This window comes from Streptomyces qinglanensis, from assembly GCF_900111245.1.
In the GTDB taxonomy this organism is placed as follows: domain Bacteria; phylum Actinomycetota; class Actinomycetes; order Streptomycetales; family Streptomycetaceae; genus Streptomyces; species Streptomyces qinglanensis.
Window position 1 is genome coordinate 90,548 of the sequence record NZ_FOGO01000003.1, and the last position, 14,747, is coordinate 105,294.

At 73.3% G+C, this 14,747-nt stretch carries 13 protein-coding genes and 1 pseudogene; 9 read left to right on the plus strand and 5 right to left on the minus strand.

Annotated elements, in window-relative coordinates; translation table 11 throughout:
• Window positions 1-35: 35 nt before the first annotated feature.
• A complete protein-coding gene (locus BMX65_RS07515; protein ID WP_074999377.1) occupies window positions 36-608 on the plus strand; it encodes a TetR/AcrR family transcriptional regulator in 573 nt (190 codons plus the stop codon).
• 466 nt (window positions 609-1,074) lie between these two features.
• Complete coding sequence (locus BMX65_RS07520) at window positions 1,075-1,617, plus strand: HPP family protein (protein ID WP_074999378.1); 543 nt, start codon at window positions 1,075-1,077, stop codon at window positions 1,615-1,617.
• Window positions 1,618-1,711: 94 nt separating this feature from the next.
• On the opposite strand, the pseudogene BMX65_RS34120 reads toward BMX65_RS07520, so the two are convergent.
• From BMX65_RS34120 to BMX65_RS07530, 3 genes and pseudogenes are all read right to left on the minus strand, one after another.
• Window positions 1,712-2,200: pseudogene (locus BMX65_RS34120) on the minus strand (DUF2231 domain-containing protein); the annotation flags it as partial.
• A gap of 285 nt (window positions 2,201-2,485) precedes the next feature.
• A complete protein-coding gene (locus BMX65_RS07525; protein ID WP_074999379.1) occupies window positions 2,486-4,822 on the minus strand; it encodes a heavy metal translocating P-type ATPase in 2,337 nt (778 codons plus the stop codon).
• Window positions 4,823-5,023: 201 nt separating this feature from the next.
• Window positions 5,024-5,419, minus strand: a complete 396-nt coding sequence (locus BMX65_RS07530) for an ArsR/SmtB family transcription factor (RefSeq protein ID WP_074999380.1) — start codon at window positions 5,417-5,419, stop codon at window positions 5,024-5,026.
• A gap of 95 nt (window positions 5,420-5,514) precedes the next feature.
• On the opposite strand from BMX65_RS07530, the gene BMX65_RS07535 reads away from it, so the two are divergent.
• Window positions 5,515-7,497, plus strand: a complete 1,983-nt coding sequence (locus BMX65_RS07535) for a heavy metal translocating P-type ATPase (protein WP_074999381.1) — start codon at window positions 5,515-5,517, stop codon at window positions 7,495-7,497.
• Window positions 7,498-7,682: 185 nt separating this feature from the next.
• On the opposite strand, the gene BMX65_RS07540 is transcribed toward BMX65_RS07535, so the two are convergent.
• Window positions 7,683-8,564 carry an NAD(P)-dependent oxidoreductase gene (locus BMX65_RS07540; RefSeq protein ID WP_074999382.1) on the minus strand — a complete coding sequence of 294 codons (882 nt, stop codon included), beginning with the start codon at window positions 8,562-8,564 and terminating at the stop codon, window positions 7,683-7,685.
• Between the two features lie 108 nt (window positions 8,565-8,672).
• On the opposite strand from BMX65_RS07540, the gene BMX65_RS07545 reads away from it, so the two are divergent.
• Window positions 8,673-9,035, plus strand: coding sequence for a winged helix-turn-helix transcriptional regulator (locus BMX65_RS07545; RefSeq protein WP_074999782.1), 363 nt, complete (start codon window positions 8,673-8,675; stop codon window positions 9,033-9,035).
• 224 nt (window positions 9,036-9,259) lie between these two features.
• On the opposite strand, the gene BMX65_RS07550 is transcribed toward BMX65_RS07545, so the two are convergent.
• Window positions 9,260-9,865, minus strand: coding sequence for a TetR/AcrR family transcriptional regulator (locus tag BMX65_RS07550; protein WP_239501909.1), 606 nt, complete (start codon window positions 9,863-9,865; stop codon window positions 9,260-9,262).
• A gap of 46 nt (window positions 9,866-9,911) precedes the next feature.
• On the opposite strand from BMX65_RS07550, the gene BMX65_RS07555 reads away from it, so the two are divergent.
• The 5 genes from BMX65_RS07555 (at window position 9,912) to BMX65_RS07575 (ending at window position 14,741) form a co-directional block, all read left to right on the plus strand.
• Window positions 9,912-10,376 carry an SRPBCC family protein gene (locus BMX65_RS07555; protein ID WP_074999384.1) on the plus strand — a complete coding sequence of 155 codons (465 nt, stop codon included), beginning with the start codon at window positions 9,912-9,914 and terminating at the stop codon, window positions 10,374-10,376.
• Between the two features lie 120 nt (window positions 10,377-10,496).
• Window positions 10,497-10,946: a DUF6314 family protein gene (locus BMX65_RS07560; RefSeq protein ID WP_074999385.1), complete on the plus strand. Its 450-nt coding sequence runs from the start codon at window positions 10,497-10,499 to the stop codon at window positions 10,944-10,946.
• A gap of 88 nt (window positions 10,947-11,034) precedes the next feature.
• Window positions 11,035-12,123 carry a DUF5937 family protein gene (locus BMX65_RS07565; protein WP_074999386.1) on the plus strand — a complete coding sequence of 363 codons (1,089 nt, stop codon included), beginning with the start codon at window positions 11,035-11,037 and terminating at the stop codon, window positions 12,121-12,123.
• A gap of 221 nt (window positions 12,124-12,344) precedes the next feature.
• A complete protein-coding gene (locus tag BMX65_RS31990; protein ID WP_074999387.1) occupies window positions 12,345-14,108 on the plus strand; it encodes a protein kinase domain-containing protein in 1,764 nt (587 codons plus the stop codon).
• Window positions 14,109-14,261: 153 nt separating this feature from the next.
• A complete protein-coding gene (locus BMX65_RS07575) occupies window positions 14,262-14,741 on the plus strand; it encodes an SRPBCC family protein (protein WP_074999388.1) in 480 nt (159 codons plus the stop codon).
• Window positions 14,742-14,747: the final 6 nt, after the last annotated feature.

The window sequence follows — 14,747 nt, forward strand, 5'->3', positions numbered from 1 at the left end:
TTTGTATAGTCAGCACCTGGCCGTATGCTCGCCCCATGAGCAGCTCTGATGTCGGCAGTCCTTCTCCGGCAGCCGCCGATACCAGCAGACGGACCGCGGTCCTGGACGCAGCGCTGCCCACGTTCGCGCGCTTCGGCTATCGGAAGACCTCGATGGAGGAAGTGGCACGGGCGGCGCAGATCTCCCGGCCAGGTCTCTACTTCCTCTTCTCCTCCAAGGAGGAGCTGTTCCGGGCCGCCGTCGTCCAAGTCCTGGAACGCGACCTGGCGGCCGTCGAACACGTCCTGGCCGATGGCGGACGCCCCCTGCCGGATCGTCTCGCCGAAGCCTTCGACCAATGGGCGGGCCGCTACATCGGCCCCGCGGCACGCGACATCACAGAAGTCATCGAAGCCAACCCCGGACTGCTGGGCGAGACGGCCGAGACCGCGCCGCAGCGCTTCGAAGCACTCGTCACGGACGCGGTCGCTCTGGAGACAGGACGGGAGCGGGCACGCGCCGTCGCCCGGACGCTGATCAGCGCCTCCATCGGCCTCAAGCATCAGGCCCGGTCACGGGAGTTCTTCCTCGAACGGCTGAGAGTCGCCATCGGCCTGCTGGTGGACTGAAGAGGCGACTGCCGGCGCACTCCCGTGAGCGATCCCTCCCGACCGGTGCTCCGCGGCGGTGTCCGCAGCATCGGACAGCCGCTGCTGTGGATGTCACAGCGCCTCTGTCGCCTCTCCTGACGGCCACGCACCCGTCCTCTGTCCTGGCACCGCCGGCTTCGGCGACCGGAGGGGACCCGCAAGGCACCTCTGCCGCGCGCCCCCTTCGTGCTGCGCACCGCCGGGCGCCGGGCCCGGTGCACCCGACCGGGCCCCACCGGGCCGACCGACGTTTGGCACGCCGGCGGCCTCGGGATTGCTGGACGGTGACCGATCACTGCACTTGCCCGGCCGGCGCGGCGCGACGCCTGCCGGGAGCGGCCCCGGTGCCCTTCACCGTGCCGGGCCGGAAAGCGACGCGGGACGAGAACTCCGGACCGGGCCTGCCGTGTGCCGGGCACGCGTCCGGTCCGGTCCGGGGAGCAGTATGAGCTCTCCCAGGAAGAGGCGTGCGGCGGGGCTGTGGCTCGCGGGGGTCAGGCTGCTGGTGCTGGTCGGGGTCGCCCTCACCGCGGTGGGTCTTGCGGGATACGCCGCTGGATGGGTCTGGCTGACGACCGCTCTGGGACCGACGGCCTACCTGCTCCTGGCCCGCCCCGGGAACGAGGCGTCCCGGTTGCGCAGCGCGTTTCTGGGGCACACGGCTGCGATCGTCTGCGGTCTCGCCTGCCTGGCTGCCTTCGGCCTGTGGAACCATCCCTCGGTCGTCGAGGCGGGTCACGAGAGCCTTCCGCAGATCGGCGCGCAGGCCGTGGCCGTGGGACTGACGCTGCTGGGGCAGACCCTGCTGCGGGTGGAGCACCCGCCTGCCGCTGCGACCGCACTGCTCATCACCTCCGGCATCACCCGGCCCGGCTACCCGCTGTACGGCCTGCTGGCCGGGCTGGCGCTCCTGCTGATCCTGGTGGCCGCACTGGCCCGAGTGCCCGGTGCGCGGTCCGGAAGCAGTGCGTATTCGGCGGACACGTAGGTTCCGCAGCGGAGAGACGGGGGAGGGAGACGGCACGGCCGCCGGGGAGCCCGGCCGCACCGTCCCCGGTGCGACCTGATGTCCGTTTCTCCCACACGGCCTTCGCACCGGAGTCCCCGATCCGGAAGGTTTCCAGGGCGGAGCCCACTGCGACGGCCAGCGAAAGGAGGCAGACGGCGATCCGGACCGGCAGGGAAGTTGCCGCAGAGATCACCCGATCGCTTCCCCGGTGTGACGACACCTCGCTTCGTCGTGAAGAGAAGTGGTTCAGCAGCCACACCGCCGAGCACGCCACGAGGAGTCCGACGGCCCAGGGAGTCAGCCCGTCGCCCATCTCGGTGTGTTCCTCGACCAGAGAGGTCTCTTCGACGCGCTCCTCCAGCCATTCACCGGATTCCGTCGTCAGCAGGACGGCCACGAGCGCCACCACGGCCAGAGCCGGCAGGAGCCAGCCGATCCGCCCTCCCAGGGAGGGCCACAGCGCGCACAGCACGAGCAGCAGCGCAGCCAGTGGCACAAGGGTGACGGCTCCATGAACCAGCAGGGGATGAGCGGGGAGACCGTTGATCGTGTCGATATCCATGGGGCCATCTCCCGGGAACGAGGCGGCGCTGTTTCGCGGCAGTCGCGATCGGCACCATGGCGGTTCGGAACGTGTGGCGGGGTGGAGAGAGGCGCCGTCGGGGGCCTCCGGCGGCGGCGCAGGAGGACAGGGCTCATCCACGGTCCATGGTCCGGGGCCCGGTTCTCGCCCCTGGGCCGCGACACGTTCGGGTCACCCGCACGCACGCGAAAGTACGCCCCGAGAGCGATCTCGTCGGTCCTCGCCGTCTGCGGAAGACGGTGGAACCGGCCCCGGTAGCGGAGGTCAGGAAGTGGAAGGCCAGGTCTCCTCCTCCTGGGCGAAGTGCAGCCGGACGATGGCGTCGAGGCCGTACAGGCACGCGCGGAGGTCGTCGACCTGGGCGGACGTCATACCCGGCCCGGAGTCGGCCAGTTCGATGTGTGCGCCGATGCGCCGGACGATGCGTTCGATTTCGGTGCGGGCGCAGCTCGACGCGGCGACGAGCGCGGAGTCGGGGGAGGTCCGGGCAAGTTCGGGATACAACTCCCGTTCCTCGGCGCGTTCGTGGGGCAGCAGGCGTTCGACGAGCGCCTGGTGGAGCTCTCTCAGTTCCCGCAGGTGCCGCTCACCGGGTTCGGCCGGAATCCGGTCGGCTGTGTCCCGGACGGCGTCCAGCAGCGCGTTGAGCTTCTCGTGTTCCGCGGCGGAGCGGCGGATGAGTGCCTCCGCCGACGGGGAGAGCGGGGAGCGCTCCGCCCTGCCGGGGCGCAGGGACCGCAGGGCGTTGAGGATGACGGCGACATCGATCCCCTCCTGGAGCAGGGCGCCGGCTGCGGGCGCGAGCAGGCCCGCGGCGGCGGCAGCCATCGCGGCGAGGGACATCCCCATGCCGCCCAGCGCGCTCTGCACCGCGATACGGCGTGCGCGTACGGCGATGGTGACGGCGTCGGCGAGGCGGTCCACCCGGTCCGCGGTCAGCACGATGTCGGCCGCCTCGGAGGAAGCGGTGGAGCCGCGGGCCCCCATGGCCACGCCGACATCGGCGGCGGCGAGCGCCGGCGCGTCGTTCACCCCGTCGCCCACCATGACGGTGAGGGCGTGTGCGCGTTCGGCCCGCACCGCGGTGATCTTCCCCTCGGGGGTGAGCTCCGCGTGCACGGCGTCGAGGCCGAGGGCGGCCGCGGCCTCCCGGGCGGGTTCGGAACGGTCCCCGGTGAGCAGCACGAGCCGTTGGACACCCGCGCCCCGCAGGCGGCGCAGCGTTCGGGCCGCGTCCCGGCGCAGCGGATCGCGGAGGCCGACAGCGCCCGCGGGACGGCCGTCGACGGTGAGCCAGACGAGGGCCGAGCCGTCCAGCAGGGCCCGGTTCTCGGCAGCCCGGACCCACTCGGGGCGGTCGGCGTCGGCGGCGAGGCGGCCGACCGCCATGCGCCGCCCCTCAACAATGCCGGTCGCTCCCCTGCCGGGCTCCTCCGCGACGTCCGCGGGCGGGCTGAGCCTCAGGCCTCGTTCGCGGGCTGCGTCCACGACGGCGTGTGCGAGGACGTGCGGGGAGTACTGGTCGAGGGACGCGGCCAGCCGCAGCACGTCCTCCGGCGTCCGGGCGGGGGCGGCGATCACGTCGACGACCTGCGGGTGGCCGCCGGTGAGGGTGCCGGTCTTGTCGAGCAGTACCGTCCGGGCCCTGCCGAGGACTTCCAGTACACCGCCACCGCGGATGACCACGCCTGAACGGGAGGCGCGGGAGAGTCCCGAGACGACGGCGACCGGCGCCGCCAGGAGCAGCGGGCAGGGCGTGGCGACCACCAGGACCGCGACGGCCCGTACCGTCGACCCGCTGACGAGCCAGGCCAGCCCCGCGACGGCGAGTGTCAGGGGCAGGAACCAGGCGGCGTAGCGATCGGCCAGCCGGACGACGGGGGCTGACTCCGCCTCGGCCTCGCGGGCCAGCCGGACGATCCCGGCGTAGGTGCTGGCCTGGGCGGTGGCGTCGGCCCGCAGGTCGAAGGCGTGGCCGGCGTTGACGACACCGCTGCGCACCGGGCGGCCCGCGGCCCGTTCCACCGCCATCGGCTCCCCGGTGAGCACGGACTCGTCCAGAACCGCGGTCGCGCCGAGCACCCGGCCGTCCACGGGGACCACTTCGCCGGGGCCGACCACCAGTACGTCGTCGACGGCGATCTCGTCGAGCGGCACCAGGACCACGTCTTCGCCGCTGCGGCGCCTGGCGGAGCGGGGTGCGTGCTCCAGGAGTGACCGCAGGTCGTGGGAGGCCCGTCGCTGGGCTCCGGTCTCCAGGGTCCGGCCGCTGGCGAGCATCAGCGCGATCAGCGCTCCGGCCAGGTACTCCCGCACCGCCAGGGTGCCGGCCAGTGCCAGTACGGCGATCAGGTCCACGCCGGCGTGTCCGCGTCGCAGCGCGCCCAGCACCCAGGCCAGCGCGGGTGGGATGGCGGCGAGGGTGCCCAGGGCCCAGCACAGGTCCGCGGCGGCGGGCGCGTCCGTGAGCCAGGCGGCGCCCCCGGCGGTCAGGGCGGCAGCCGTGACGCTCAGGAGCGCCTGCTCGAGCCGCGGCTGCGGGATTCCGGCAGCCGCGCGGCGGACGGCCTCGGTGGGGATGGGGCGAAGACGGTGATGCATGACCTTCCCCGCTGCGACACCAGGTGGGCGGATCGGCACCCGGCATGCTGTCCTGATCGGTACCACGCGTTCCGTGGAAGGTGCCCGGTGCCGGCCGGGTACGCACGGTGGCGGGCCGGCTCGAGCCGAACGGAGCAGTGCGGCCTGTCGGCACGTCTGGTGAGCCGGGTCCCTGTCCTTCGGCGTGCAGGGCCCGGTGCCTCAGCCGGGGCCGGGGCGGCCGGCCGCTGCCGCTTCGGCGGCCGGGGCGTCCCGCAGGCCCAGCCGCAGGTGCTCGACGTGGAAGAGGGCCTGCTCCAGGAGCTCGGCGACATGGTTGTCGTAGAGCGAGTAGACGATGGAGCGGCCGTGCCGCTCGCCGGTGACGAGTCCGAGGTTGCGCAGCAGGCGCAGTTGGTGGGAGCAGGCCGAGGCTTCCATGCCGACGGCTTCCGCGAGTTCGCCGACCGGGCAGGGGCCCTCCTGGAGGCGGGCCAGGATGTACAGGCGGGAGGGGGTGGCCAGGGCCTGGAGGGCGGCGGCGACTTCGGTGGCTCCGGCCGCGTCCAGGCGCTCGCGCGCGGTGTCGCTGTTCCTGGCGTCGCTTCCGTGGCCCATGCGGTCATCCTACTCGTGACACTTGAAGACCTGTTCAGTTGTTCCGGTATGGTGGGCGCGCTCTCCACTCCCTGTGTGCGAAAGGGCGATCCGCCATGTCCTCAGTCCTGAACCAGCGTTCGTCGCCGACGCACCCGCCGGAGGCGCGATCCGCCCCTCCCCCGCGTCGCACGCGGCTCCTGGCGCTTCCGGAGGCCCGGTGGGCGGCCGCGGCGCTCGCGCTGTTCCTGCTCGCCCTGCCGCTGTATCTGCAGGGTGCTCCGGCCTGGCTGTGGGGGACGCTGTTCGCCGCCGCCTACCTGGCGGGCGGGTGGGAGCCCGGCTGGGAGGGCCTGAAGGCCCTCGGGGACCGGACGCTCGACGTGGACCTGCTGATGGTGGTCGCCGCGCTCGGCGCCGCGGCGATCGGCCAGGTCCTCGACGGCGCCCTGCTCATCGTCATCTTCGCCGCGTCCGGCGCCCTGGAGGCGATCGCGACCGCCCGTACGGCGGACTCGGTACGCGGACTGCTCGATCTGGCACCCGCCACCGCGACCAGGATCCTGCCCGACGGCACCGCGGAATCCGTCGACGCCGGCCGGCTGGACGTCGGCGACCTCGTCCTGGTCAGGCCCGGGGAGCGGGTCGGCGCCGACGGTCTGGTCGTCGACGGAGCCGGGGAGGTCGACCAGGCCACCATCACGGGAGAGCCGTTGCCGGTGGTCAAGCAGGTCGGCGACGAGGTGTACGCCGGTACCGTCAACGGCACCGGGGCGCTGCACGTCCGCGTCGGGAGGAACCCGTCCGACTCGGTCGTCGCGCGCATCGTGCGGATGGTGGAGGAGGCTTCGCGGACCAAGGCGCCCACCCAGTTGTTCGTCGAGAAGATCGAACAGCGCTACTCGGTCGGCATGGTGCTGGCCACCCTCGCCGTCTTCGCCGTCCCGCTGGTGTTCGGTTCCGCGCTCGAACCCGCCCTGCTGCGGGCGATGACGTTCATGATCGTCGCATCGCCGTGCGCCGTGGTGCTCTCCACCATGCCGCCGCTGTTGTCGGCCCTCGCCAACGCGGGACGCCACGGCGTCCTCGCGAAGTCGGCCGTCGTCATGGAGCGCCTCGGCCGCATCGACGCCGTCGCCCTCGACAAGACCGGCACCCTCACCGAGGGCTCCCCGCACGTCACCGACATCCGGCCGGTGCCCGGCAGTGGAACGGACGAGGAGACCCTGCTGCGGCTGGCAGCGGCTGCCGAGCACCGCAGCGAGCACCCGCTGGGCCGCGCCGTCGTGGCAGCGGCCCGGGCACGCGGCCTGGACCTCGCGGAGGCGGCAGGTTTCTCCTCCGTACCGGGCCGGGGCGTCACCGCCACCGTCGGCGACCGCACCGTCCGCGTCGGGTCGCCCGCGCATCTGCTTCCCGGTGCAGACGGCGCGGGCGCCGAGGGGATCGTCCGGGAACTGGAGGACGCGGGACGGACCGCGGTCCTGGTCGTGGTCGACGGTACGAGCGCGGGGGTGCTGGGTGTCACCGACCGGCTGCGACCGGACGCCGCCGCCACCGTCGCCGCGCTCACCCGGCTGACGGGCACTCCCCCGGCGCTGCTGACCGGGGACAACGCACCTGCCGCCGCGCGCCTGGCGGCCGAGGTCGGTGTCACCGACGTGCGCGCCGGCCTGCTGCCCGAGGAGAAGGTCGCGGCGGTGCGGGAGTGGGAGGAGCAGGGCCGGGCCGTCCTCGTCGTCGGCGACGGTGTCAACGACGCCCCCGCTCTGGCCGCGGCCCACACCGGCGTCGCCATGGGCCGGGCCGGTTCGGATCTCGCGCTGGAGACCGCCGACGCCGTCGTGGTACGCGACGAGCTGGGCACCGTCCCCGCCGTGGTCCGCCTCTCCCGCGCGGCGCGCCGCCTGGTGCTCCAGAACCTGTGCATCGCCGGGGTGTTCATCGCCGGACTGGTCGTCTGGGATCTGGCGGGGACGCTCCCCCTGCCGCTGGGGGTGGCCGGGCACGAGGGTTCGACCGTCCTGGTCGGCCTCAACGGACTGCGGCTGCTGACGGACGGCGCCTGGCACCGCGCCCGCACCGGGCCGGCCGCCTGAGCGTTGCGCGCGCTCTCCCGGTACACCTCCGGGGACCCCGGCGGCCTCGCCACGGCGGCGGGCGGGCCGATCCTCGCCGTCGGTCTCGCTGCGGCCGGGGTCCCGGCGGCTGCGCTGTCCTCGTGCCCGTCCCGCCGTCCGCCGCGGTCGGTCGCGAGCGGCCGCCCGCGGCGTTGCACGGCCGGTCAGTGCACCAGGAGGTCGATCACACCTGTCAGGTCCTCCGCACCGTCGCCGTCGGCCAGTCGGCGGCGCATCAGCGCGAAGTAGGGACTGAGGAGTTCGGGGCTGACGCCCTGTTGTTCGGCGGTGCGCAGGAAGGTCGGCGTACCGGCCACCTGCATGGCGAGGGTGGAGACGACCTCCTTGGTGTAGTCGCCGCTTCGCAACTGATCGGCGGTCCGGTGGACCGACGGGGCCATGGCGGTGAGCCATTCGGCGAGCAGCGGAGCGAGCGATGCGGGGTCGATGTCCTCCTTGCGGATCAGTGCGAAGGCGTGCGCGGCGCCGGCGAGCATCCCGTACATGGCGCTGAGCAGCGCCACGTCGTGCAGGGCGGCGAAGCCTGCGTCCCGGCCCACGTAGCGGGTGCCGAGCGGGACGCCCAGGGTCTTCCTGTGCTGCTCGAACAACTCCGGGGAGCCGCTGTAGAAGACGTAGCCGCCCGCTTCCGGGACGCCGACCATCGGCGGGACGGCCATGATCCCGCCGTCCAGGTAACGGGCACCGCGTTCGCGGGCCCACTCCGCGCGGGCACGGGCTTGTGCGGGGGTGCTGGTGGTCAGGTTGACCAGGTCCTTGCCGGTCAGATCCGTACCGGTCAGCGCCTCCTGGACCGAGGCGTCGTCCAGGAGGCAGACGACGATCAGGGAGTTCGCGGCGACCGCCTCGGCTGCGCTGTCCGCGACCCCGGCACCCTCGGCGGCGAGCGCCGCGGCGCGCGTGGGGGTGCGGTTCCAGACGGTGAGCGTGTGGTCTGCGGCGAGCCAGGTCCGGGCGAGCGCGGTGCCCATCGCGCCGAGGCCCAGCAGGGTGAGGGATGTGGGGTGAGCAGAGTGCTGTGTCATGCCATGAAGGCTGGTCACAGACTTAAGTATGATCAAGTACGCACTTCGGGGTGGGTGGTTACCCTGTGGTGAGCGAGCACGTCATCGGGGTGCGGAGGGGTGGAGAGCATGACGACGCTGAACCGGCCGGGTGCGCCGGACGGGCACGTCTGCGGTATCGACGCCGCGATGGAAGTGATCGGCGGCAAGTGGAAGGTGCTGATCCTCTGGGCGCTCCATGAGCGCCCCCGTCGCCGGTTCGGTGAACTGCGCCGGCTGCTTCCGGGGGTCACCGAGAAGGTGCTGGCCTCTCACCTGCGCGAGATGGAAGCGGACGGCATCGTGTGCCGCGTCTCCTACGACGAGGTGCCGCCACGTGTCGAGTACGCGCTGACCGAGGACGGCAGGCACCTCAACGAGGCGCTCCGGCCGCTGGCCGCCTGGGGGCGGGAGCGGACGACCGGACAGGCGCAGGAGAAGGCGACGGGGTAGCGCGGTTGCGGAGGAGCGGCGGAGGTTCGGGCTCCGGGCGCTCGTCCGGGAGTGCGGCCGGCACGCTGGCCCCGCCTGCGGCCCCAGGCCCCTCCCCCGGAGTCCACACAGTGCCGCAGGAACTCCGCGTCCGCCGGGGCGGGTTCCGCCCGGTGGCCACCGACAGCAACCGGCAGCGTGGCACTGCCGTGGGGATGTCCGGGCCCCGCGGCTCCGGGAGCCCGTCACTCGGTGTAGTACAGCCCGAGGAACTCCTCCAGCGCCGCGTCGACACCGGCCCGGTCTCCGGTGGCGAGCAGGTCGAGCAGCAGGCCGCGCACCGTGGCGAGCCCCAGCCTGGCGCGGCTCCGGGCCGTGGCGGCGTCCGCCCCGGCGGCTTCCTCCGCTGCCGCGAGCGGCTCCAGCCACTCCGCCACCAGCCCCTCCAGGAAGGGGAGGGCTTCCGGCCGGCCCCGCAGGGCGTGTCCGCAGATCTCGAAGAAGAGCCGCTCCTGGCCGGCCAGTCGGGGGTCCGCCAACTGCTGCCACAGGCGCCGCGCGGCGTCGGCGGGCGAAAGGCCGGGCTCCTGGCGGAGCCCGGCCAGCAGGTCGCGCCGGCGCCGCTCCGAGGCTCGGACGATCTCGACGAGCAACTGCTCCTTGGAGCCGAAGTGGTGGATCAGCATGCGGTGGCTGACGCCGATGGCACCGCCGAGGCGGCGCAGGCTGAGGTCCGCGATGCCGTGCGCCGCGACGTGGTCGAGGGCTGCGTCCACCATTCGGGCGCGCCGGTCCGGGTCCGCGCCGGGTGCCGACGGACTCTCCTGCCGGGTGTCGTCCGTATTCCCCACCTCAGAAGTGTACCAAGTGGTACATGCACCATGTACCGTTCGGTTCATGAAGCCCGTCACCGTGTCGATCGACGTACCGCAGACACCCGAGCAGGTGTACGAGTTCCTCGATGCCATGGCCCACCACGAGCGGTTCACCGACCACTACCTGACCGACTGGCGCCTCGACGGCCCCCGCCGCGGCCCCGGGGCCCGGGCCACCGTCACCGCCGCGCTGGGCGGCACGAAGACCGAGGTCGCCATTGAGGTCGTCGAGGCCGAGGCGCCACGGCACATCACCGAGCGCAATGTCAGCGCGGCCGGGCGACGTGTCGCCCGCGGCATCTACACCATCGAACCTCTGCCATCCGGCGGGAGCCGGGTCTCCTTCTCCTACGCCTGGGAGCAGGCCCCGCTCCCCGACCGGCTGCTGGCCCCTCTCGTCCGGACCACCATGCGGAGTGCGAACCGCACGGCCCTCCAGCGCCTGTCCACGGAGCTGGCTCAGCACGCACCGGGCACCGGGGCCTGACGGCGGCCCGCTCCGATTCGCCCGACGGCGCCGGTCGTCCGGCGCCACGCCGCCGGACACGATGCCGTCCTGCTCGACGTCGCCGTCCGCGGCCGAAGTCGGCTCTGCGAGACTGCCGTCATGCCCCCAGCACCGCACCCGGTCGCCGAGACCCTCTCCTACCTGGCCGGTGAGTGGAGCGTGCGCCGCCAGGTGCTCGACCGTTCCGGCGGACGGCGCGGCCGGTTCGACGGGCGCGCGGAGTTCCGGGCCGACACGGGCGGCGAGTGGCTGCACGTGGAGACGGGCGTCCTGGAGTGGGACGGGGTCCGGCGCGAAGCAGGGCGGACGCTGCGGCTGCTGCCGGGCGCCGCCGGTACCGCCGAGGTGGCCTTCGCGGACGGGCGGTTCTTCCACGATCTCGATCTGCGCAGCGGGCGCTGGACGGCACGGCACCAGTGCGGAGCCGACCTGTACGAGGCCGACTTCACGGTGGTCTCCCCCGCCGAGTGGCACCTGCGCTGGCTCGTCCGCGGCCCGGCCAAGGACCAGCTTCTCGACTCCCGCTACCGCCGCCCCGCACGCGGCTGACGCCGTCGGTCGCGGGGCCCGCCGCGTCGGTTGACGGACACCGTCAACCGACGCGGTCACCCGCCCTTCGGTCGGCGATGATGAGCCGGTGACGTTGAGGATCGACATCGGCGGCCTGCCGTCCGAACGCGTGCGGTTCGCCGCCTCGCCCCTGGCCGAGCTGACGGCGATGCTGCATGTACTGGCCGAACCCGGGCATCACCCCCGGCACGCCGACTGGGCCGCCGAGACCTGGGCGGGGATGCGGCCGGATCTGGCAGAGCGGCTGCGTGAGGCGGAGTGCCTGTGGCGCTCCTCGCAGGCCGACTTCCTGATCCCCGGCGGGCCCCGGCCGACCCTCGCCCAGGAGTTGGACGCCGTGGACCGGATCGACGACGAGACGTATGTGACCGCGGCGCTCGTGACCACCTGCGGCGGCAGCCGGCGCCGCTTCGCCGCGCCGTCGCCTCTGGCCGACGCGGCGGCCCGCGAGCGCGCACTGGGGCTGGCACTGGCGCGCGGTGCGCGGCACGAGGCGTTCGCCGAACGGCTGCTGTCCGATCCGGCCGCTGTGCGCTCCCGGGTGCGCCGCACTCTCGAGGACTGTGCCGAAGCCTTCTTCGACGCCGCCTGGTCGGACGTTGCGGTGCGGCTCGCCTCCGATCTGCGCCTGAAGAACGACCTGCTGCAGCGTCAGGGCACCGGGGCGGCCCTCGCCTCGGTCTCCGGCGCCGTCACCCTGGCGCCGGACGGCGACTGCATCGTCGTGGACAAGCTGCAGGACAAGGCGACCGCCGCCCGCGGTGCCGGGGTCACCTTCGTCCCCAGTGTCTTCGGCAGCCCGCACCTGGTGGTGGTGCACGCGGCGGGCTGGCAGCCGGTGGTGCAGTATCCCGTGGCCGCCGAACCAAACCCCGCTGAGACGGTCCCGCTGGAGACGGTGACACTCCGGCTGAAGGCGCTCGCCCATCCGGTACGGCTGCGGCTGCTGCGCACCCTGGCCCGCGGCCCGCACACCACCGGTGAACTGGCCCACAGCTGGGAGCTGTCGCTCCCGGAGACGTCCCGCCACCTGGCCGTGCTGCGCCGAGCGGGCCTGCTCACGGCCGAACGGCGCGGCCGCTACACCCGGTACGCCCTCTCCCTGCCCGACGTGACCGCGCTCGGCGACGATCTGCTGGCAGCCGTACTGCGCTGAGCCGTTCTCCGTCCCTCGCCGGGCGCCGGGCCCGCCGCCCCGGTGCCGAGTGCGGGCGTCACGCTGGTGCTGCGCCTCCATGCCCCTGGGCGTCCCCGGGCCTGAGAAGCGGCGTGAATGGCAGCAACGTCGCGGCGAGGTGTGGGTGTTGGGGCGCCGCCTGCCCTAAGCTGATCCACTGTCCAGGCGCACCGGCGCCGTACTGAAGGAGGCTGTGGACCGTGCAGGCCCTGCGTGAGGACGATCCGGCACACGTGGCGGACTACCGGTTGCTGGGCCGACTCGGTGAGGGCGGGATGGGCGTGGTGTACCTGGCCAGGTCGCCCCGGGGACGCATGGTGGCGGTCAAGTCGATCCGGCCCGAGCTGGCGGCCATGCCGGACTTCCGCCTCCGGTTCGCCGAGGAGGTCTCGATCGCCCGGCGGGTCGGCGGTGACTGGACCGCGGCCGTTCTGGACGCGGACCCGCACGCCGGGACGCCCTGGGTGGCCACCTCCTACGTCCCCGGGCCGACGCTGGCCGAAGTGGTGGCCCGGCACGGGCCGCTGCCGGAGCGTTCGGTGCGCGGGCTGGCGTCCGGTCTCTGCGACGCGCTGGCCGACATCCATGCCGCCGGGCTCGTCCACCGCGATCTGAAGCCCTCCAACATCATGATCACCATCGACGGCCCGAAGGTGATCGACTTCGGCATCGTCCGTGCCCTGGACGGTCCGACCCACGGCGGACTCACCTCCAGCGGTGTGATCATCGGCTCGCCAGGGTTCATGGCGCCCGAACAGGTGCGCGGCGAGCGCCTCACCGCCGCCTGCGACATCTTCTCGCTGGGCTCGGTCCTCGCGTTCGCCGCCGGGGGACGGCAGCCGTTCCAGGCGCCCGAGGTACGACCGCACGCCCTGATGTACCGGGTGGTGCACGAGGAACCGGACCTGTCCGGCATTCCGGAGCCGCTGCTCGCGCTGATCCGCGACTGCCTCGAGAAGGATCCCGCCGCCAGGCCCTCCCTCACCGCACTCCGGGCACGGGAGGAGACGCAGTTCCGGCACCTCGGGCCGTGGCTGCCCGCCCCGGTCCTCGCCCGGCTCGGCCAGGACGCGGCGCAGTTGCTGGAACAGGAGGACCCGCGCACCGGGATCACCGCCGGAGCCCTCACGCCTCCACCGCCGCCCGACGAGGTGCCGACCGTCGACGGTCCGCCCGCCGCCACCCCGGTCACGACCCCCGTCACGACCACGGTCCTGACGGAGCAGCGAGCGCCCCGGCCGCCGCGGGGCACGCCGCCGTCCGCACGCACCCTGGCCGAGGAGCGCAACGGCGGCAACGGACCGCACCCGTCGACCGTCGCGGTGTACGTGGCGCTGACGCTGTACGCGCTGGCGGCGCTGGGCGCCAGCATCACCCAGCTGAACGCTCTGGACGACACCTTCGAGTCCAGCTGGGACAACAACTGGGAGCTGGCCATTCCCTGGGGCTTCATCCAGGTCGGCACGACGGCCGTCCTGCTCGTGGCCTGGCTGGTCTGGTGCGCCCGGATGCGTGCCGACGCCGAGGAGTTCGCGCCCGGACGGCTGCGCTACAGCCCGGGGATGGCTGTCGGGTCATGGCTCATCCCCTTCGGCAACCTCTACCTTCCCAAGCAGATAGCCAACGATGTCTGGCACGCCTCCAGCCCGCGCTCCCTGGGCGGTGCGATGGCTCCGGCGGCCCGGCTCCACATCTGGTGGGGTTTCTGGCTCGTCTCGGCACTGACGTCGCCGCTGTTCTGGTACTGGGGGGCTTTCGGGTGGGCTGCCGAGGAGAACTTCGTCGAACACGAGAACGCGGCGCCCTACGGCAGCTACGAGCACGACCGGTGGTACACGTACGACCCGGGTGTCAACGGCTGGGTGGCGCTGCTCCTGCGCCTCCTCGTCGTTCCGGCCGTCGTGGCGACGGCCCTGTACGTCTCCCGGCTGTCCGCCATGCAGCAGGCGCGCCGCGAGGCGTGACCCCCGCGGGCCGGTCCTGCGGGCCGGTTCCGCTGCGCGGCCGGCACCGGACTCGCGTCCACGGCACGCAGCCCGCTCCTCCGGACGCCGTGCCGGCCGGGGGCGACTCTCCACTCCGGCGCATTCTCCCGGACCCGGCACTAGACTCGGGCCATGGGCAGGACAGACCGTGCCAGCAGGGTGCTTGCCGCCTCACCGGCGACCGTCTACGGGGCGCTCCTCGACCGGGAGGCGCTGGAGGCATGGCTTCCCCCCGGGGGCATGCGCGGACGGATCGAGCGGTGGGACCCGCGGCCCGGCGGCGGGTTCCGGATGACGCTCACCTATCTGGACCCGGCGGCCGGTCGGGGCAAGACGTCGGCCGCGGAGGATGTCGTCGACATCGGGTTCGTCGAACTGGCGCCGCCCGAGCGCGTGGTGCAGCAGGCGGTCTTCGAGGCAGACGATCCGGCGTACGCGGGGACGATGACCATGACCTGGCAGTTGGCCGCCGCCGGTGAGGACCGGACGGAGGTCACCGTCACCGCGACCGGCGTACCACCCGGTATCGACCCCGCGGCCCACGAGGCCGGACTCGCCTCCTCGCTGGCCAACCTGGCCTCATACGTGGAGGACGCCGGGCGGCGCGGCTGAAGACGG